The sequence below is a fragment of the Microcoleus sp. Pol12B5 genome (assembly GCF_036701335.1).
GTDB lineage: Bacteria > Cyanobacteriota > Cyanobacteriia > Cyanobacteriales > Microcoleaceae > Microcoleus.
In genome coordinates, this window is sequence record NZ_JAUBQQ010000038.1 from 17781 (window position 1) to 37450 (window position 19670).

Below are 19670 nucleotides of genomic sequence, written 5' to 3' on the forward strand. Positions count from 1 at the left end.
GAGTTCCTAGACGGTAGGCAAAATTTTAAAAAAAAGCGATCGTCTGTGATTAAGTACTTGACAAAATAACATAAGTTTGGTAACAAGGTCAGAACGGGAGCGGTCAGAGAGATGAATATTTTTCAACAGGGTGTAAATCGGACTGAGATATAGCCAGTGGGAACATGATTAAGACGTTTTTAATTTCTGAAACATAAGCTGAAGATTGGAACTTCTGTCTTCCTTATTACTTCGGCTATAAAAAAGATATTCCTCAAAAACTAAATGTCAAGTGAATTGCTCTGAGGAACAGAATAAAAAAATGCTAACTTTCACTAAACATTTACCTTCAAATCCCGATGCTATTGTCAGCTTTACTTTACCAATGACAGCGGACGATCGCACTCGCAGCCGCCACCGATTCGAGACTAATACGGGGGAAAAGCTGCACCTGAGTTTGCCCAGAGGTACAGTATTGCGCGATCGAGATTTATTGCAGTCGGAAGATGGTAGCTGTTTGGTAGTGGTAAGTGCAAAACCCGAACGGGTGCTGACAGCGCGGGCATCGAGTCCGCTGCTACTGATGCGAGCTGCTTATCATTTAGGAAACCGCCACGTAGCTTTAGAAATTGCCGATAATTATTTAAGACTTTCTCCCGACTCTGTGTTGCAGGGAATGCTAGAAAAAATGGGTTTGGAAGTAACAGAGGAAATTGTGCCGTTTCAGCCGGAAATGGGCGCTTACGGGCACAGCCATTAGATTTTAGATGTTAGATTTTAGATTTACTCCCACCGATGAATCCGAGGGCTTATGACTAAATTGCTTTCGGCTATTCAAGAAGCAAGAAGTCAACAGTGAACAGTGAACAGTGAACAATCAACTTTTATCTTTGTTGCAGTTAGCTTTTGCGCCTGTGGGAGCTTATAGTTATTCTGAGGGAATCGAAAGTCTGGTAGAAACCGGCGCGATCGACAGCGAGATTACTTTGAGGAATTGGTTAGAAAATTCGCTGCAATTCGGGGCTGTGCGAGTAGAAGCCGCTGTGGTGGTACGGGCTTTGAGGGCGGCCCAGATTGGGGATTTGACCGCTTTGAGTTACTGGAATGCTTGGGCGACTGCTGCTAAGGAAACTGAAGAGTTGCGCTTGCAAAGTTGGCAAATGGGACGGACTTTGGTCAGGTTGCTGCTGGATTTGCGTGAAGCGAAGCTATCCTGCAGGGAATCGCCCGTTGCTTCTGGGTTAACAACAAGTGTAAAAGATTTGGTGGAATTTGGCGGCAATCCGTGCAATTTTGCGATCGGCTTTGGCATTGCCGCCGCCAACTGGCAGATTGAAGAGGAAGCGGCCGTGTTAGGATATTTGTACAGTTGGGCTGCCAATTTGGCGAGTGCGGGCGTGAAACTGATTCCCCTCGGTCAAACAGCCGGTCAACAGTTACTGTTAGATTTGCAGTTTCAAATTAGCTGTACGGCGAAAGAAGTTTTAAAATTAGAAGATGATGAGCTTGGGAGTTGCAGTTGGGGATTAGGACTGGCTAGCATGGCGCACGAAACTCAGTACACTCGGTTGTTTCGCAGTTAAAAATAGGAAGAAGAAAGAAGAAATAAGAAAGAATGAAGAATGAAGAATGAAAAAACTATGCCCAACCAATGACCGATGCCCGATGCCCGATGCCCAATTACCAAAATAATTATGAGTGCTTTTCGTGTAGGAATTGCTGGGCCGGTTGGTTCGGGGAAAACTGCTTTACTGGATGCTTTGTGCAAAGCGCTGCGGCAGCAATACCAGATTGCTGTAGTTACCAATGATATCTATACTCAGGAAGATGCCCAGTTTTTGGTTCGCAGTCAAGCTTTAGAGAGCGATCGAATTTTGGGCGTCGAAACGGGAGGCTGTCCCCACACAGCCATCCGCGAAGATGCTTCCATTAACTTAGTAGCTATAGAAGAGTTAGAACAAAAATTCACTGATTTAGATTTAGTTTTTGTCGAAAGCGGTGGCGATAATTTGGCGGCAACATTTAGCCCGGAGTTAGTAGATTTAACAATTTACGTAATCGATGTCGCTGCAGGCGATAAAATTCCGCGCAAAGGCGGGCCCGGCATTACTAAATCTGATATGTTGGTAATTAATAAAATAGACCTCGCCCCTTATGTAGGAGCAGATTTAGGCGTGATGGAGAGGGACGCGAAAAAAATGCGCTGCGACAAACCTTTTGTTTTTACTAACCTGAAGACCAAAGAAGGATTAGAATCTGTAGTTAAATTCATCCACTCCCATATCGCGTAAAACATCAGTCTTCATCTGCGTTCATCTGCGGTTAAAACTCCTAAAAAATCTCACCTCACTACCAATTGTTTTACCAAATTAGCCAAACGTTCTGTACTGTCTCTCACTGCTAATTCAGAAGCTGCTTGAGACATTTTTTCCAAATATTCGGAATCTCTTAACAAATACAACACTTTGCTTTGCAACATATCTGCTGTCAGTTCGCTTTGACGGAATACCACGGCGGCGCCGGCTTTAGCAAATACTTCCGCATTAAATCTTTGGTGGTCGTCAGCGGCGTGAGGAAAAGGAATTAAAATAGAAGGTACGCCCGTCACTGCTAATTCTGTCAGAGCACTCGCGCCCGATCGACTAATTGCTAAATTTGCTCGCTGCAACAAACTCGCCACATTGTCGTAAAATGGCATCGACAAATATTGCTCGTGTTTCACACTCTCAGCATCCGGGTCATTATTTCCGGTGAGGTGCACCACCCAAGCACCGGCATCAAACCAAGCCGGAGCACACTCCCGCACTAACTTATTGACGGCGACAGCACCTTGAGAGCCGCCCATGACTAAAATTACAGGTACGTTGTCAGGAATTGGCAAATTTAGAGGTTGGGGGGCGAGGAATTGCGATCGCACCGGTGTACCAGCAACAACGGTTTTGGCGCGGGGTAAATGCTGGGCTGCTGCTTCAAATCCGATCGCCACAGCAGTGCACAAAGGACTAAACCAGCGCGTCACCTTCCCCGGAATGGCATTAGATTCGTGGAGAATCACCGGCAAACCCAAAGAACGGGCCGCCAGAATTGCCGGTGCCGCGATGTAACCGCCGGTAGTAAACACTCCCTGAAAATTGCCCGCTTTGAGCAACTTCCGCACTTGAAGGATCGAGCCGGCGAGTCCGCCCAAAATCCGCAGTGTACCGAGTCCCAATCGCTGCTGAAAGCCTTCAACAGCGATCGTGTGGAGGGGGTAAAGGGATGAAACTAACTCGGTTTCCATGCGGTCTGGGACTCCTAGCCATTCGATCTGACAGTCGTTCAACTGACTAGCGGTGGCAATCGCGGGAAATAAATGTCCACCAGTGCCGCTAGCTGCAACTAACAAACGGAGGGGGGATTTTGTCAAGGTTTTTGTTTCTTTTACAAGTACAAGTTCCACAGGTCAATCGATTTTATATTTGAGGTTTTAGATTATTATGCTTATTATTCCGGCAGTTTCAGCCAATTTTCAATCAGCAATCTAAAATTAGATTGTAGATTGTGCCGTGTCCGTCCTTCCGTTGTCAGTTTTCGTTGCAGGCGAACAGTTGCCCGCGCCACGACTCCTGACAAATAACCAAATTATCACCTAATGCGTAATTTTTTGAATTTAGTGCCAAGTGTATCTCAGTATTTTTCCAGCCGTCGGAACGAAAAAGCCGATCCTCTTCGAGGGCTGCGCCAACGCGCGATCGTTTTTGGCTTTAACTGCGGGCAGTCGATCGCTCCAATGTTGTTATGTTTAACAGTGGCAAGTGCTGGCGTGCTGCATCCTAGTGCGGCAAGAGCGATCGGTACGATCGCGGCGACTCCCCAAACGATCGCCCAAACCCCTGCAAATGCGCCTGCGCCACTCACAAAAGTGCTAACAGAAATTGACGCAGCGGCCAACCGGCGCGATGTCAAAGCAGTCATGGCATTTTACAGCCCGAATTTCACTCATTCTGACGGCTTAAACAGCCAAAGCATGGCGAAAGCCCTCACCCAACTCTGGGAGCGATATCCGAGTTTAAATTACCGCACCGAGATCAAATCTTGGAAAACCGAAGGTAGCGCGATTATCGCAGAAACCATAACTACAATTGCCGGCACTCAAAAAAAGGATGGCAGAGAATTAACTCTTAAAGCTACCATCCGTTCCCAGCAGCGCTTTGAAGGTGAAAAAATAGTTAGTCAAGAGATTTTAGCAGAACAAACTCAGCTTACTTCTGGCCAAAGTCCTCCCACAATTCAAGTGAATTTGCCGGAGCAAGTTAAGGTGGGCGAAGAGTACCATTTTGATGCCATTGTGCGAGAGCCGATCGGCGATGATATTTTAATAGGGACTGTTTTGGAGGAACCCATTACCGAAAAAACCTTTTTTAATCCCTCAGAAGTTGAGCTGGAGTTGCTAAATTCCGGGGGAATTTTTAAAGTAGGTAAAGCTCCGGCTACGCCCCAAAATCGGTGGGTTTCAGCAGTTTTGATGCGACAAGGTGGAATTGCAACAGTTAGTGTGCGATTGCGGGTTGTCAAATAATAAAATAGGTGTTATGGGCATGGGGCATGGGGCATGGGTAATGGGTGATTGATGATTGGTGATTAGTAAGTGATAAATGGTATAGCGGTTATTAGTCACACGAGGTACATATTTGAAGATAAAAAAATCTCATTCAAGAAATTAAACATATAGCGGTTCTCAAGCGTGGTGAGGTATGTCCACGGAGGCATAGGCCCTATGCACGTCGGGTACCTCATGTTACTGAGAAAGGCTATACCTCACTATAGCGAGAAAGGCTATAGCAAATAACAACTAACAAATAACAAAACTAACAAATAACCAATGACAGTCAACAGTCAACTAACAACTGACAAAAAATGATTTCTATCCAAAACCAAATTGTTTTCATTACAGGTGCGAGTAGCGGTATCGGAGCTGCCTGTGCCAAGATATTCGCCAAAGGTGGAGCCAAACTAATTTTAGCAGCCCGCCGTCTTGAAAAGCTCGATCTACTGGCAAACGAACTTGTAGAAACAAAATCGATTGCATCGGCGAACGAGATTTATTTGCTAGAATTGGACGTGCGCGATCGCCCGCAAGTCGAATCGGCGATAACTGCGCTTCCCGATGCCTGGAAAAGCATCGATATTCTGATTAACAATGCGGGATTGAGCCGTGGTTTAGACAAACTGCACGAAGGCAACTTCCAAGATTGGGAAGAAATGATTGATACCAATGTTAAAGGCTTGCTTTACATGACTCGCGCGATCGTGCCGGGAATGGTAAGCCGAGGCCGCGGCCACGTAGTGAATATCGGCTCAATAGCAGGCCGCCAAGCTTATCCGAAAGGTAATGTTTATTGCGCTTCCAAAGCAGCAGTGAGAGCTATTTCTGAAGGGTTGAAACAAGACCTTTTGGGAACACCAGTGCGCGTGACGGAAATAGAGCCCGGTTTGGTGGAAACAGAATTTAGCAATGTCCGGTTTCACGGCGATGCAGAAAAAGCCAAAAATGTCTATCAAGGATTGACACCGCTGACTGCTGACGATGTAGCCGATGTCGTGTATTTTTGCGCGACGCGATCGCCCCACGTCAATATTAGCGAAATCTTGCTAGTTCCGACAGACCAAGCGAGTGCAACTCTGGTTCACCGAAAAGAGTTGTGAGTTTTAGTGGTAAGTGTCCGGATGGGGCTGGAATTCTCAGGAAGCTTAATTGGTAGATGCACCCTGATTAATTAACTCCCGACCAATTTTGGCCGGGTTTTTTTTGCGATCGCACCCTTAGCCACACATTCTCCAAAATTCTGCCAAACTGTCCTGAAACAGGCGCTGCCTTACCGGAGACTAAATTAGTAGATGCACCCTGATTAATTAACTCCCGACCAATTTTGGCCGGGTTTTTTTTTGCGATCGCCCGCCCTCGCCAGAAATTCTTCCAAATTCTGCCAAACTGTCCTGAAAGAGGTGCTGTGAGGCGGGAGATTAAATTAGTAGATGCACCCTGATTAATTAACTCCCGACCAATTTTGGTTTGGGGTTTTTTTTGCGGTATCGACGGTGATGCTGAATAAAATTTGAGGTTGTCCGGATGGGGCTGGAATTTTCAGGAAGCTTAATTGGTAGATGCACCCTGATTAATTAACTCCCGACCAATTCTGGTTTGGGTTTTTTTTTCGGTATCGACGGTGATGCTGAATAAAGTTTGAAGTTGTCCGGATGGCGCTGGAATTCTCAGGAAGCTTAATTGGTAGATGCACCCTGATTAATTAACTCCCGACCAATTTTGGCCGGGTTTTTTTTTGGCGATCGCACCCCAAACCACGAATTTCCCCAAATTTTCCCAAACAGTCCGGAACAGGTGCACCTCGAACCGGAGACTAAATTAGTAGATGCACCCTGATTAATTAACTCCCGACCAATTTTGGCCGGGTTTTTTTTGGCGATCGCACCCCAAACCACGAATTTTCCCAAATTTTCCCAAACAGTCCGGAACAGGTGAACCTCGAACCGGAGACTAAATTAGTAGATGCACCCTGATTAATTAACTCCCGACCAATTTTGGCCGGGTTTTTTTTCGTATTGCAGCCAAAACCACAAATTTTCCCAAATTTTCCCAAACAGTCCGGAACAGGTGAACCTCGAACCGGAGACTAAATTAGTAGATGCACCCTGATTAATTAACTCCCGACCAATTTTGGCCGGGTTTTTTTTTCGTATTGCAGCCAAAACAGCAAAATTTCAATAAATCAAAAATTATCCGCGTTAATCTGAGTGCATCTGCGGTTAAAAATCAAATTTCTCCCGAACATCGTGCTAGCCACTGGAAAGTAAATAAAGATGCACCCTGATTAATAAACCCCAGCCAATTTTGGCCGGGGTTTTTTTTGCTCGAAAGCTGGATTAGTCGATCGACCTACAACACTTCAAAAGACTGCACCTCAAGCACCGGGCCGATCATAGCAAACGTCATCACATCCTTGCGGACTTCACCTTTAACACTGACTTTCAAACCAGCTTTTTTCAAGTCAGAAGGAGCATCCTTAAGTTCGTAAGTTTCCCCATCTTGGCCAACCAATGCCCAAGTACCCGGGCCTAATCCTTTGTGTTCAATTTCACCTTTGACAGTAATACTCATGCCGATCGCACCTCTGTTTTAATTGCTAAACGCGCCAGTCCGAAACACAGAAAAGCATTGACAATCAAAAATGTTTGTGATACTAAACCTGTGCCCAATCCCCAAACTGCGGGAGACACAAAAGCATTCACCGCTAAACTGCTGGCAAAACCGATCGAAATTGCGATCGCGATCCACTTCCACTGTTGATGTCCCAACAGCAAAGCAATCAAAATCCCCGGAATCAAAACGCTAGCAAAAAAGGGATTCAGCATACTGCTGCCATTAATTGCGCCGCCGAGTTCGGGAATAGAACTGCCCATCACCCGCAGCGGCCACTGCGGCAAGTCAAATACAAACAAGTTCCGCAGGAAAAAGAACCCAGAACTACCAGCCATCAAGCCACCGGAAAAGCCCCAAGTCCACTGGAACGGAAAATAATTCCGCATAAAGAAAGCCAGCAGGTAAGAACCGAGCACCATTGCAATTTTAGGCAACAGGGCGACTGCACCGCCGTCAATCCAAAAGCGGGGGTTGAGATAGCCGTTATCGCGCAGCCAGCGGAAGAAATCGCGGAAGTTGATTTGTCCGCGCTGGGCTAGATGAACTGCTGCGGCTGCGTCTAGGTGTCCCGAACCAAAATGGTTTAACGGATCTTCAGTAACAGTTCGCGAGGACTGCAAGAGTACGCTGCGAATTGCGTCTGGTTCTGTGATGCCGGAAGCCTTGACAAGGGCTGCAACGGCTGCAACGTGGGGAGAAGCCATGCTAGTGCCTTGGTAGCCTTCAAAGACTTCGGCGCCGGTTTCCGGGTCGATCGTACTTTGCAGGATTTTGCCCATTTCTGAACCGCCGGGGGCTGCAATGTCAACCCCTGCGCCGAAATTGGAGTAAGAGGCTTTTTCGTCGTCGGGGCCGAGGGCGGAAACGCCGATGACGTGGGGATAGCGGGCGGGATAGGAAGCGGAACTATCGCCGGAGTTGCCGGCGGCTGCGATGATGACAACGCCTTTAGAGTGGGCGTAGTCGATCGCCTCTTCCATTAACTGACTTTCGCCACCGCCACCTAAACTCATGTTGATGACATCTGCGCCGTTGTCAGCAGCAAATTTGATCGCTTCGGCGATGTCGGAAACCGTGCCACCACCGCTGCCGCCTAACACTTTTAGCGGCATTAAAGCTGCTTCGTAGGCGATGCCCGCAACGCCGTAATTGTTGTTAGTTGATTGGGCGACTGTACCTGCGACGTGAGTACCGTGGCCGTTGTCGTCGTAGGCTTCGGCGCGATCGTTTACAAAGTCGTAGCCCGGTACAAATTTGGTTTCTTTTAAGTCAGCGACTGGAGTAATACCCGTGTCAATTATCGCTACTGTTGTGCCGCTGCCTTTGGTTTCGTTCCAAGCAGATTCTACGTTGATACTGCGGAGATTCCACTGCTTGGTATACATGGGGTCGTTGGGAATCTCGAAAGCGCTGTAGACGTAGTTAGGTTCAATGTATTCGGTATCTTTAGCCAAATTTGATTTTCTCAGGGCGTTTAGCAAAGTGCGATCGCCCTTAACTACATATACATTGTCGCCCGCTGAGAATTCGCTGTTGAGTTGCGGTGCGACTTGGTACTGTTGGGCGATCGCATTTACTTCTTTCGCAATCTCAGCAGCACCCAAATCTTCGCGGAAATCCAGCACAATCGAGTCGTAAGTGCCTTGAGTAGCAAGTCCTGGGAAATTAGAAATCGCCCAGCCAAGCCCGATTAAAAATAAGCACAGAAGGAAAAACTTTTTCATTGCCGATCGTCCGTTTAGGGAAGGCGTGTTCACCACAATAACCCAATTTTCACCGCCAGCGCCAGTTTTCCTTGCTGCGACTTGTGGATATCTCCCACGCGAGCGTTTGGTAGTTTTCGGCAGTGGCTGTTGCTCGCTCAAAAATTGCTCTAATTTCTAGTTTAAATTGCAGAGCAAGTTTGAGGAGTTCAATTAATTGTATCATTAGAGAAGATGAGAAACTGAACAAGCGATTATTTTCAAAAAGGGTATTGCATGGAAAGAGGTTTAATGTGGCTGCCGCTGCTGGCAATTTTTATTGGGCTAGCTTGGGCAGGATGGAACGAGTATCAAAAGCTGGAAGCGTATCGCGTCTGGGCAGAACAATTCGCTAAAGCCAAGTACGATATTTATGCTGTACTCGGTCAGCAAGAAGACAGTTTAACTTGGGGAAAACCTACTCGCAGCGGGCCGGTAAATTTGCAAACTTTTTCTTTAAAAGACGTGCAATCGCTGCGGTTGTTAGTCAAATCTCAGGCAGTTGATTTAGATTCGCCACCGAATTCTGGGAGTCCAATCGCCCTCGAATTTTTGTTGAAAGATGCTCCTGCGGTGCAGGTTCCTTTTACAGAAATTCCTCTAGCGACTAAATGGGGAAAACACTTGCAGCAAGAATTGCAGCGCTTTAGGTGAAAACACTCTCCGGCGGGGCAGCGTATAAGATGTGAACTCTGCTGCTTTAAGTTACAAAAGTCTGTAAAACTGGTAGTAGAAATAGAACTTACGCAACAAATCCTTTGAAGTGTCATCTATAGAGGTACAGTACCCACGGATCACCCGGAGGACATGAGTTCTTGCAGTAAGTAGTAGGAGTAGTGTCCCAGTGCCTAACCCGCTCGTGTTCCGTGCGTACCTTAGAGTTAAAGTTATGAACCGCGCGTCCTAAAACAGCTAAATTGCCAGCCCCCCAATCTGCGGAATGCAAACACAAGAATTTTTACAGCGCTATCAACAGGGAGAGCGTAACTTTGGTCACATTGACCTCAGCGGCGCTAGTTTAAGCGGTGTTAACCTGCGAGAAATAGACTTCACTGGTGCTAACTTGACCGGTGCTAATTTGAGCTGGTCTTTTTTGAGCAATGCCAAGTTGATAGGGGCTTGTTTGCGCCGCGCGGATCTCCGCAGTGCGGGGCTAGCTGGGGCGAATCTGAGCGGGGCAAATTTGAGCGGGGCAAATCTTGCTAAAGCGGATTTGCGCCTTGCTTGTTTGGAAGCAGCAGAACTCAATTGGGCTGCGTTCCCGGAAGCGGATTTGGGCGGTGCTAATCTTCAAGGAGTTAAATCTGACCAAATTAATTTTGCCGGGGCTAAACTCGACGGCGCGAAGTTGATGGCGGCGGAATTGATGGAGGCGAATCTCAACCGCGCCAGTCTTGTTGGTGCTAATTTAACGGGTGCTAATTTGCGGGAAGCACATTTGGTGGAAGCGAATTTGCGATCGGCAATTTTAATCGGTGTAAATTTGATCGAATCTGACTTGAATGGCGCTCAAATGCGATCGACAAATCTGACGGGCGCTGACTTGCACCGAGCTGTGCTGGCGGGGGCGGATTTGACTGAGGCGGTGCTGGATAACGCTGATTTGAGTCGAGCTAATCTGGCAGGTTCTTATTTATTGAAAGCGAGTTTCAAGAAGGCCCTTTTGCTGCGAGCTAACCTGCAAGGAGTGTATTTGCTGCGGGCGGATTTGAGCGAAGCTAATTTGCGAAGTGCTGATTTGCGGAAAGCTGATTTGAGCGGCGCTTATTTGATGGATGCGATGTTGGGTGAGGCGGATTTAAGAGAAGCTTGTTTGATTGAGTGCCGTTTGATTCGGACGAATTTGGAGGGGGCGCAGCTTACGGGTTGCTGCATTCAAAATTGGCAAGTTCAAGATGTCGATCTGTCGAGAGTTGACTGCAGCTATGTTTTTACTGAGTTTGATTATGCGGCGAAAGTGGCGGCAAATCGCTTTCCGGTAAATCGCGATTTTGAGTCGGGGGAATTGGGGCGGCAGCATCAAGAGGACAGTTCTATTGTGAAGGTGTTTTTTGAGGAAGCTCCTAATTGGGAGGCTTTGGTTTTTACGCTGCGTCGTGTGGAGTTGGAAAGCCGCGAACTCAAATTGAATGTTCAATTTTTTGAGTCTGCCGGAGAACAAAATTTACTGCGGCTGAGCGCGAACCGTTTGGTGAACGGCAAGATTTTGGGCGATCGCATTTTGGAGCTTTATCCAGATATGTTGGAAAAGGTTTTAGCCAAGGACGCTGAGATTTTGAGTTTGCTGGACTTGGCTGTTCCTAGTAACAATGCGGAGCCGGTGGAACCGAGTCACAAGGAAATATTGCTCAGGAGACAGGAAATCTACCAGCGAATGGTGCGCCAAATTTCGTTTATTTTGATGTCTCAGACGCCGGATAAATTCTCCGAAAGCGTGCAGCGGCTTTTGGATTATTTGAAGCAGCAAGGTATCCCGACAGAGCAGATTCAAAAGAAAGTCATCAGTCAGGCGATCGTGCAGCGGGCGAAGCAAGACCCGGTGTTTCGGGAACAGTTGCTCACGTGGGAGAAAACGGCGTCCGATCGCGTTCGTGGTTCGATGATGGGGGAAGCGGTGCGGTATTCGATCGGACTTTTGAGCGATTATTAACAGTTAATTGTTAACACTTGAAGCGGGCAGCCCGCTAAGGCCCGCACTTGCTCTTCTGGGTCGGAAACTAGAAGCCTCGTGCAGTATGCCAAGCAAGACCCGAATTTTCGGGAAGATTTGCTCAGGTGGGAGAAAACGGCTTCGGATCGCGATCGGTGTTAGGTAATGGGGGAAGCGGTGCGGTTTGGGATGCCCTGTTGTGGGAATGAATACACACAAAATCTTACCCCCATTAAAAATCCTCCAACCGGATCTCGATTTAACGGTGCGGTTAATTAGGATATAGTTCAGTTTCCTCCTTCAAAAGCTTACACAACTCATCCAAATCTTTCTTACTATGTTCAATGAGTTTTTCACCTCTGTTCTCTAGGTACTCAATATTAGTGGGACTTGCGTTGTCGATTTGATCGTGACCATTATCGCTACTCAATTGAAGTTGAAAACGATAGTAGTTTCGGTTATTTTCTTGATCTCTTTTAGTCACCATTAGCTGAGCAAGTTCATAGGCAACCGATTCACTTTGACCATCTAGAACAACGTTAAGTAAGGGAATAGCCCATTTTATTTGACCCCAATTTTTGGCTTCTTTATACTTATATTTCTTAGTTAGTGAACCCGTACCCAAAGAAACAACAAGGGTCTCAGTACGTTGTAGTTCTTCACCCGTTTTTTTCTTGTAAGAAATCATCGCCTCCATCATTGCAAGTGAGGAAGGATTATTTGCAAAAATTCCGCCGTCTACCAAAGCGTAATATCCTTCATCGGTATGATGTCCCGTTTCGAGTTGGTAGGGTGGAAAGAATGTCGGTGCAGCAGAAGTTGCCATTGCTGCTTCCCACATTTTGAATCCCGTACATACTTTCCGGCTATCAAAACTCTTGATTTCCTCTGCGTCCCGATTGCTTGTAAAAAAAATTGGTGCTCTGAGTTCGATATCATAGCTGGGGATGAAAATTTCTCGTAATGCCTCTTCAACCTTAGCTTCACCTAAAAGATCCTTTAAAACTTGTTGCCTACCTTTTGGGTTGTGCTTGGGTTGTAACAAATCATCAATATCCCCTATAATATACTCATTAAAAATCTTTTGTCCATATTTGCGATAGAAATTTACAAGTTCGGCAGCGGTATACTCTGGCTCACTATTGATGCTAGAATCTGAGTTTTTTCTAGTTAAACCCAGTGCTAAAATTCCTCCGGTTGAAGTGCCTGCAATAAAATCAAACATTGTTGCTATGCGTTTTCCTGTGCGCTCTTCAATGTAGTTGAGAACGATCGCAGGAATAATACCCCGAATACCACCACCATCAATTGAGAGAATTCTTCTCTTGAATTTAGTACCCATAACACGTACTCCTTTAGATATTGCTTAAATTATCAACAGAAATGAAACAAACTCCTACAGCATCAAAATACCAACAGCCAAGCTCATCATATGGTTTCCGGTTGCATCGGAATAATCAAATCGAGTCAACAGTTAACAGTCAACCATTCTGTTTTTCGACCCAGAGTTAACAGTCAACACTCAACAATTATTTCGCTCGTGCAACCGGAATTTATATGAATCCCACCCGTTATTAGTGCCGTAACTTGCTGAGAGCGTGCCAAGTTTTGTAGCCGACAATTCCATCTTGCGGTAAAGCCTTGCTGAGTTGCAATTGTCGCACTGCTACATCTGTCATCGCCCCGAAGAATCCGTCAATGGAACCGAAATAGTATCCATTGATTTTCAAGACATTCTGAACAATTTTAACAGCATTACCAGAACTGCCCTTCATGACTACCGGCATATTCACAGGTGCACCAGAGTATAGTGCTTGCCAAGTGATAGGGCCGACAATCCCATCTTCTTGTAAAAAGACACGGTGTTGATAGCCTTTGACGGCGTTGTGAACTTGGATGCCGAAAATACCGTCAATCGCCCCGGAATAATAACCCCAATGATATAGAAGCTGTTGTAGTTCCTTGACAGCTTGACCTGTTGAACCCCTTTGTAAAGTGGGTTTGTTTACTCCCGTTGTTTCAGCAAATCCCAGAGTTGATTGAGAAGTAGTTTCAGCGACGAGAGCCATAGTTTCATTGTTCAAGCTTCTTTCTTCGGTGTACATAATGTGGTTCCTCTCAAGATTTAAGTTTTGGTCTTTGATATTTCAGGTATAACTGGTGGAATTTGTGGATGCACAGTAACTTTTTCGAGTGTCACTCATTTGAGTGTCACTCGTTTGAGTTAGTCCCAGTGTTAACTGTTAATATCACTTCCGGCTGCGCCGGAATGAGATACTGAAAGAATGTTAAGAGTGCAATGAAGACAAGTTATGCCTAAACATCTAAAGTTGGAGCTTCCTCAAACTCCAGAAATAAGAGCAGGCATGATTAATTTTCCGAGGTGTCTAAAGGATTGTTTCTACTTACCAGTCTTGGCTGCGTAGCCGGCGACTCGCTAAGGCCCGCACTTGCTCTTCTGCGTCGGAAACTGCAAGCGATCGCAACAAAGGCACAACTCCCGGATTTTCGGGATAATGTTCGATAATCGCTTCGAGTGCTGTAAATCTAGGATTGTAAGGAAAAGAACCGTTTTGATTTTCAGGATCGCTCAAAGTTCGATCGCGCAAAAACTCAAACATTCCCGGCTCGTCTTTCCATCCCCGCATTAACTCTACCAGGGCGATCGCCCGCACCTGCGAATCTTCATCTTTTTGAGCTCTACTTTTGAGCCACTCGAAAGTTTGAGATTGATTGGTCCACCCGCGCGCTAAGTTTTGCAAAGCGATTTGCCTGACAGCGGGACTCTCATCGCCCTCTGCTTTAGCCTCCAGCAGCATCCAAATTTCAGGATTGTCTGGCCAGTTGTAAGCAAGTTCAAGCACCGCCGCTTCCCGCACTAGCGCTTCCCCAGAATCGAGCTGAATTTTCAGCCAAGACAAGGTTTCCGGGGCGTCAGGCCACCCCCGCACGATCGATCGCACTAGCACGCTCAGCAGGTGAGAATCTTGCTCTGAATCGACCAGGCTTTTGAGGAAAGGCAGCGTCTCGCCCCGGTGAGACCAGCGTTTTGCGATTTCTTCCACCGCAGTTTCTCGGACGTTGAGGTGTCTGTCTGATCCGGCGAGATTTTGCAACCAGCCAAAGACTTCGAGACTGCCTGACGCCACTGCGGCGACAGCCTCCACTACTACTTGCCGCACAGTCCAGTAATCCTCGGAATCAGCTATTTTTTGCAGCAGGGGCAGGGTTTCTGGGTGGTCGGGCCAACCTGCTGCTATCTGTTGTAGGGCTATTTCTCGCAGGTCGGCGTCGCGATCGCCCAATGCTATATTTTTCAAAAAAGTCAGAGTTTGGGGGTTCCCAGGCCAGCCAGAGGCAATTGCTTGCACTGCTGAGCGCCGGACGCTCGAACTCGCGTCGGACTCGGCTTTATTCTTCAGCAGTGGGTAAATGTCTGGTTCATTGGGCCAGTGCGAGGCCAATTCTTCTAAGGCTGCTGTCCGCACTTCTTTACTGCTGTCAGATTCGGCTAGGGTTTTCAGCAGCAGGTAAACGTCGGCTGTGGCGGGCCAGCCTGCTGCCAACTCCCGCACCGCTACGGTTCGCAGGATAGAACTTCCTGTCTGAGCAAGGTTTTTTAGCAGGGAGGCGGTGCCTAAAAGGCTGTGCCAACCTCTGGCTATTTCTTGCCACGCACAGACTCGTACTCCCAAATTTTCGTCGGATTCGGCGACGGTTCTCAGCAGCAGCAAGGTATCTGTGCGATCGGGCCAATTAGAGGCCAACTGTTCGAGTGCTGCGGTGCGAACTGCGGGACTTTGATCAAACTGAGCCAAGGCAGTCAACAGTGGCAAGGTATCGCTCGTGTCTGGCCAACCAAAAGCCATTTCTCGCACACAGGTCGATCGCACTGCCCAGCTTCCATCGGATTTGGCGAGATTTTTGAGCATCAGATAAATTTCTGGCTGGTCTGGCCAACCACGGGCTATTGCTTCGACTGCTGTGGCCCGGACTTCGCCACAGTCTGTGGAGTGAGCGAGTATTTTCAGCCAGGGAAGGGTTTGCGGGTCGTTTTTCCAAGTTTGGGCGATCGCCGCGATCGATCGATTGCGAATTTGATAAGTTTCCTGCAACTCTTGAGCGCTTTGATAAAGAATCAGGAAACCTGTACCGTATTGCGATAACTTTTTTAAAGCGCTTAACAGTTTTTTGGCGGTTTTTTTATTAACATCATTTTTAACTTTTAACAGGCATTGCGCTGCTAAAAACAAATTAATAAATTTTGCTTGTTGACCGTTTTGATCCGTGAGATATTCTATAATTTGGCTCGCTGTTTCTTTGTCGAGCTTAGCTGCAATTTCTCTGAGGACTTCGTGCAAAGATTCGTCCCGCCAGTGCTGGCCGAAAACTTGTATGTTGAGTTCGCCCCAAGTCAGTTGACCGATTTTGAGTTGGGCATGGATTAACTCTGCTACCGTCTGGGGATTATTTTCGGAAACAAGTTTTTTTAACAACATACCGATACCCTGCTCGCTGAAGTTTGTTTGCATTGACAATCCTCCCATCAGCTCGGATATTAGTTGAGATTTTTTTGAGCGAGCCTGGAGTATGGAGCCAATCGACTCTATTTTAGACGAAAAATACTGAGTCGGCAGGGCCCCAATGTAAAATCCGCCAGCACCCACAGGAATGTTAGGTGGTGGCGGATGGCGATCGAACAATTAAGCCGCTGAATTTAACTAACAGCTACTTGGACGCGATCGGCTACAACCCGAACCGCAAAAGTAGGAATCTTTACCGTTTCATCATCCAGACATTGCCCGGTAGTGAGACTAAAGTTTTGCTTGTAAATGGGAGAAGCAACTTTGAGAGTGCCGTTGCGATCGCCCACAATTCCCCGCGACAAAACAAAAGCTTTGCTAAACGGGTCGTAATTGCTAAGCGCATAAACTTCATCCCCGTTTCCCACTCGGAAAATCGCCACTTGTTCGCCTTTAACTAAAGCACAAACTCCAGTATAAGGGGCGATCGCATCCAGAGAACACACATCAACCCAAGTTGTTACTGTATCCGAAACTTGTAATGATTGAACCATCTTCTTTTCCTGTTATTTTACTTCAATCTCATTCCCAGTCTCCGGCTGGGAACTTAGGTTTCGAGGCTCTGCCTCGCCTCGCGGAAGGAGGCATAGCCTCCCGGAATTCATTCCCAGGCAGAGCCTGGGAACGAGATTCTTGCTCCCTCCCCTGATTCAAGGGGAGGGCTGGGGAGGGGTTATTCCGAAACTCCAGCCAGAGCCTTTTCATGTTCGTTAGCCGGCCGCGTTTGTCCCCGTTCCGCAACACGAACAATACTCGGATCAGGCAGATCTGAATTCACAAAATGCTGGAACCGCTGCACCTTTTGTGGGTTTTCAATCGTGGTTTTCCACTCACATTGATAAGTATTAACTAAATGTTCCATCTGCGCTTCTAATTCAGCACAAATGCCCAGAGAATCCTCAATTATTACCTGTTTCAAGTATTCAATCCCGCCCTCAAGTTTGTTCAACCAAGTAGCAGTTCGTTCCAATCTGTCGGCCGTGCGGATGTAGAAAACCAAGAATCGATCGATATACTTAATCAGGGTTTCCTTATCGATATCCGTCGCCAGCAAAACCGCGTGCTGCGGCTTAATTCCGCCATTGCCGCACACGTACAAATTCCAGCCGTTTTCCGTAGCAATGATCCCAAAATCCTTGCTTTGAGCTTCCGCGCATTCGCGAGTGCAGCCAGAGACAGCAGATTTGAGCTTGTGGGGCGATCGCAAACCACGATACCGCAATTCAACTTCGATCGCCAAACTCGTTGAATCCTGCACCCCAAAGCGGCACCAAGTGCTACCCACACAAGATTTTACAGTACGCAGAGCCTTACCGTAAGCGTGTCCCGACTCAAATCCCGCATCAATCAACCGACGCCAAATATGTGGCAATTGATCCACACGAGCTCCAAACAAATCAATCCGTTGCCCGCCAGTAATCTTAGTATAAAGCCCAAAATCCCTGGCAACTTCACCCAAAACAATCAACTTATCCGGCGTGATTTCTCCCCCCGGTATTCGCGGCACCACCGAATAAGTACCGTCGCGCTGAATGTTTGCCAAAAAGTAATCGTTGGTATCTTGCAAACCGACGTGAGACTTCTCTAAAATATGGTCATTCCAAGTAGAAGCCAGCATCGAACTAACAGCAGGCTTGCAAATTTCGCAACCCTTACCTTTGCCGTGTCTTTCAATCAACTCCTCAAAGGTTTTAATCTCTTGAGAACGGACTAAATGGTACAATTCTTGACGAGAATATTCAAAGTGTTCGCAGAGATTATTTTTGACTGCAAACCCAGCTTTCTTCATCTCCGACTTGAAGATATCCGTCACCAAAGGCACGCAGCCGCCGCAGCCCGTCCCAGCTTGAGTGCATTTCTTGACGCTGGCAACATCGGTTAAATTGCGATCGCGAATCGCTTCACAAATCTGCCCTTTGGTAACATTATTGCAAGAACAAATTTGAGCAGAATCCGGTAAACTGTCTACTCCAAAACCTGCCAATGATCCGCCTTCTCGCGGTGGCATTAACAAATCTTCGGGATGCGGCGGCAAAGCAATTTCATTTTGCATGAATTGCAGCAAAGTGCCGTAAGCCGAAGCATCTCCCACGAGAATTCCGCCTAAAATTCTGCTGCCGTCTTGATTTAAAACTAATTTTTTGTAAATGCCTTGGAAGGTGTCAGCAACAACAATTTCTTTAGTATCGGCAGACTTGGGAAAAGGATCTCCAAAACTAGCGACATCCACCCCCAATAATTTGAGTTTAGTGGACATATCCGCACCTGTAAAAGTGCTTGTGGGACGGGCATCTTGCCCGTCATCCGCTACACGGCTCAAAATATCTGCTGCTACGCTTGCCATTGTATACCCAGGCGCAACTAAGCCGTAGATGCGGTTTTGATACAGGGCGCATTCTCCGATCGCATAAATGTCAGGATCGGAGGTTTGGCAGCCATCATTAATCAAAATGCCACCGCGTTCTCCTACTTCTATACCGCAACTTCTGGCAATTTCGTCGCGGGGGCGAATGCCAGCAGAAAACACAATCATATCTGTTGCCAATTCCGAACCGTCAGCAAACAGCATTTTAGTAACTTTGCCATCTTCACTGACAATTTCTGTGGTAGATTTGCTGGTATGAACCGAAACCCCCAAATCTTCTATTTTACTGCGGAGAATTGCCCCGCCCATCTCGTCAACTTGCACGGGCATCAGCCGCGATGCAAACTCAACAACGTGAGTTTTTAGACCCATATTTTGCAGAGCATTAGCACACTCTAGACCTAACAAACCACCGCCAATTACTACACCAGTTTTGCAGTTTTTAGCGTAATCGGACATCGCTTCTAGGTCGTCAATTGTCCGGTAAACAAAAGTTCCTGTAGCGTCTTTGCCTTTAATTGATGGCACAAATGGATAGGAACCGGTGGCCAGAACAATTTTGTCGTAGGGAACTTCTAAACCGTTGGCTGAAGAGACTATTTTTTGTTCCCGATTAATGCCGACTGCTTTGTCGCCGATGTAAAGCTTTATGTCATTTGTTTGATAAAATCCAGGTGCAACTAAAGATAAATCTCCCGCTGTTTTGCCAGAGAAAAATCCGCTGAGGTTTACGCGATCGTAAGCAACCCGCGGTTCTTCACAAAAAGTAATTAAATTCCAGTGTTTGGCAGCATCCGAGCTGACCATTAACTCTAGGAACTTGTGACCTACCATGCCATTGCCGATTACAATGAGGTTTTTTTTGGCTGTCATTAGAATCTCTTTTATCCCGTTTATCAGTCGTTGGGTTTATTAATATAAGACTTTATTGTAAATTTTTGTACTTATATATACAAAAAATGGATGTTTATGCAATTGTCGAATACTCCCGATTGCATTTTTGCATGATGTGTGCGATTTTAGATTTTAGATTTTAGATTTTAGATTTACTCTACAGTTAATTCGGGTGGGTCAGTCGATTTTAGATTTTAGATTTTAGATTTACTCCACAGTTAAGTAGGATGCGTCAAGTAAGTCTTTTTGACAAAAGGAT

16 protein-coding genes are annotated in these 19670 nt (G+C 46.6%); 7 read left to right on the forward strand and 9 right to left on the reverse strand.

Annotated features, from left to right (window positions below; all coding sequences use genetic code 11):
* The first annotated feature begins 301 nt into the window (after positions 1-301).
* The 3 genes from ureE (at position 302) to ureG (ending at position 2270) form a co-directional block, all read left to right on the forward strand.
* Positions 302-739 carry an urease accessory protein UreE gene (ureE, locus tag QUA24_RS16770; protein ID WP_333230830.1) on the forward strand — a complete coding sequence of 146 codons (438 nt, stop codon included), beginning with the start codon at positions 302-304 and terminating at the stop codon, positions 737-739.
* Positions 740-848: 109 nt separating this feature from the next.
* Positions 849-1562 carry an urease accessory protein UreF gene (locus QUA24_RS16775; RefSeq protein ID WP_333230831.1) on the forward strand — a complete coding sequence of 238 codons (714 nt, stop codon included), beginning with the start codon at positions 849-851 and terminating at the stop codon, positions 1560-1562.
* 111 nt (positions 1563-1673) lie between these two features.
* Entirely contained in the window at positions 1674-2270 is a 597-nt protein-coding gene (ureG, locus tag QUA24_RS16780; RefSeq protein WP_333230832.1) for an urease accessory protein UreG, read from the forward strand.
* Positions 2271-2320: 50 nt separating this feature from the next.
* Here ureG and murG read toward each other — a convergent pair whose 3' ends face one another.
* Complete coding sequence (murG, locus tag QUA24_RS16785) at positions 2321-3385, reverse strand: undecaprenyldiphospho-muramoylpentapeptide beta-N-acetylglucosaminyltransferase (RefSeq protein ID WP_333230833.1); 1065 nt, start codon at positions 3383-3385, stop codon at positions 2321-2323.
* Positions 3386-3610: 225 nt separating this feature from the next.
* Between murG and QUA24_RS16790 the strand changes: the two genes are divergently transcribed.
* Complete coding sequence (locus QUA24_RS16790; RefSeq protein WP_333230834.1) at positions 3611-4537, forward strand: nuclear transport factor 2 family protein; 927 nt, start codon at positions 3611-3613, stop codon at positions 4535-4537.
* A gap of 338 nt (positions 4538-4875) precedes the next feature.
* Positions 4876-5664, forward strand: coding sequence for an SDR family oxidoreductase (locus QUA24_RS16795; RefSeq protein ID WP_333230835.1), 789 nt, complete (start codon positions 4876-4878; stop codon positions 5662-5664).
* Between the two features lie 576 nt (positions 5665-6240).
* On the opposite strand, the gene QUA24_RS16800 is transcribed toward QUA24_RS16795, so the two are convergent.
* The 3 genes from QUA24_RS16800 to QUA24_RS16810 all read right to left on the reverse strand — a co-directional run bounded on the left by QUA24_RS16800 (position 6241) and on the right by QUA24_RS16810 (position 8901).
* Positions 6241-6471 (reverse strand): hypothetical protein, encoded by a 231-nt coding sequence (locus tag QUA24_RS16800; RefSeq protein ID WP_333230836.1) that lies wholly within the window; start codon positions 6469-6471, stop codon positions 6241-6243.
* A gap of 442 nt (positions 6472-6913) precedes the next feature.
* Positions 6914-7135 carry a hypothetical protein gene (locus tag QUA24_RS16805; RefSeq protein ID WP_333230837.1) on the reverse strand — a complete coding sequence of 74 codons (222 nt, stop codon included), beginning with the start codon at positions 7133-7135 and terminating at the stop codon, positions 6914-6916.
* Positions 7132-8901, reverse strand: a complete 1770-nt coding sequence (locus tag QUA24_RS16810; RefSeq protein ID WP_333230855.1) for a S8 family peptidase — start codon at positions 8899-8901, stop codon at positions 7132-7134. Before QUA24_RS16810 ends, QUA24_RS16805 begins: the two co-directional genes overlap by 4 nt.
* Before the next feature lie 255 nt (positions 8902-9156).
* On the opposite strand from QUA24_RS16810, the gene QUA24_RS16815 reads away from it, so the two are divergent.
* The gene (locus tag QUA24_RS16815) at positions 9157-9573 is read left to right on the forward strand and encodes a hypothetical protein (RefSeq protein WP_333214361.1); all 417 of its coding nucleotides are present in this window, start codon (positions 9157-9159) and stop codon (positions 9571-9573) included.
* Between the two features lie 286 nt (positions 9574-9859).
* Positions 9860-11569 carry a pentapeptide repeat-containing protein gene (locus QUA24_RS16820; protein ID WP_333230838.1) on the forward strand — a complete coding sequence of 570 codons (1710 nt, stop codon included), beginning with the start codon at positions 9860-9862 and terminating at the stop codon, positions 11567-11569.
* 271 nt (positions 11570-11840) lie between these two features.
* On the opposite strand, the gene QUA24_RS16825 is transcribed toward QUA24_RS16820, so the two are convergent.
* The 5 genes from QUA24_RS16825 to nirB form a co-directional block, all read right to left on the reverse strand.
* Positions 11841-12911 carry a patatin-like phospholipase family protein gene (locus QUA24_RS16825; RefSeq protein WP_333230839.1) on the reverse strand — a complete coding sequence of 357 codons (1071 nt, stop codon included), beginning with the start codon at positions 12909-12911 and terminating at the stop codon, positions 11841-11843.
* A gap of 232 nt (positions 12912-13143) precedes the next feature.
* Positions 13144-13674, reverse strand: coding sequence for a peptidoglycan-binding protein (locus QUA24_RS16830; protein WP_333230840.1), 531 nt, complete (start codon positions 13672-13674; stop codon positions 13144-13146).
* A gap of 300 nt (positions 13675-13974) precedes the next feature.
* Entirely contained in the window at positions 13975-16101 is a 2127-nt protein-coding gene (locus QUA24_RS16835; RefSeq protein WP_333230841.1) for a HEAT repeat domain-containing protein, read from the reverse strand.
* 185 nt (positions 16102-16286) lie between these two features.
* A complete protein-coding gene (nirD, locus tag QUA24_RS16840; RefSeq protein ID WP_333057424.1) occupies positions 16287-16646 on the reverse strand; it encodes a nitrite reductase small subunit NirD in 360 nt (119 codons plus the stop codon).
* A 179-nt stretch (positions 16647-16825) separates the two neighbouring features.
* Complete coding sequence (nirB, locus tag QUA24_RS16845) at positions 16826-19390, reverse strand: nitrite reductase large subunit NirB (RefSeq protein ID WP_333230842.1); 2565 nt, start codon at positions 19388-19390, stop codon at positions 16826-16828.
* Between the last annotated feature and the right edge of the window lie 280 nt (positions 19391-19670).

Excerpts from the sequence above, each read along its gene's own strand:
- QUA24_RS16825 (WP_333230839.1), bottom strand. The coding sequence starts at position 12,911 with ATGGGTACTAAATTCAAGAGAAGAATTCTCTCAATTGATGGTGGTGGT.
- ureG (WP_333230832.1), top strand. The coding sequence starts at position 1,674 with ATGAGTGCTTTTCGTGTAGGAATTGCTGGGCCGGTTGGTTCGGGGAAA.
- QUA24_RS16835 (WP_333230841.1), bottom strand. The coding sequence starts at position 16,101 with ATGCAAACAAACTTCAGCGAGCAGGGTATCGGTATGTTGTTAAAAAAA.
- QUA24_RS16830 (WP_333230840.1), bottom strand. The coding sequence starts at position 13,674 with ATGTACACCGAAGAAAGAAGCTTGAACAATGAAACTATGGCTCTCGTC.
- ureE (WP_333230830.1), top strand. The coding sequence starts at position 302 with ATGCTAACTTTCACTAAACATTTACCTTCAAATCCCGATGCTATTGTC.
- QUA24_RS16790 (WP_333230834.1), top strand. The coding sequence starts at position 3,611 with ATGCGTAATTTTTTGAATTTAGTGCCAAGTGTATCTCAGTATTTTTCC.
- QUA24_RS16810 (WP_333230855.1), bottom strand. The coding sequence starts at position 8,901 with ATGAAAAAGTTTTTCCTTCTGTGCTTATTTTTAATCGGGCTTGGCTGG.
- QUA24_RS16805 (WP_333230837.1), bottom strand. The coding sequence starts at position 7,135 with ATGAGTATTACTGTCAAAGGTGAAATTGAACACAAAGGATTAGGCCCG.
- QUA24_RS16795 (WP_333230835.1), top strand. The coding sequence starts at position 4,876 with ATGATTTCTATCCAAAACCAAATTGTTTTCATTACAGGTGCGAGTAGC.
- QUA24_RS16815 (WP_333214361.1), top strand. The coding sequence starts at position 9,157 with ATGGAAAGAGGTTTAATGTGGCTGCCGCTGCTGGCAATTTTTATTGGG.
- nirB (WP_333230842.1), bottom strand. The coding sequence starts at position 19,390 with ATGACAGCCAAAAAAAACCTCATTGTAATCGGCAATGGCATGGTAGGT.
- nirD (WP_333057424.1), bottom strand. The coding sequence starts at position 16,646 with ATGGTTCAATCATTACAAGTTTCGGATACAGTAACAACTTGGGTTGAT.
- QUA24_RS16820 (WP_333230838.1), top strand. The coding sequence starts at position 9,860 with ATGCAAACACAAGAATTTTTACAGCGCTATCAACAGGGAGAGCGTAAC.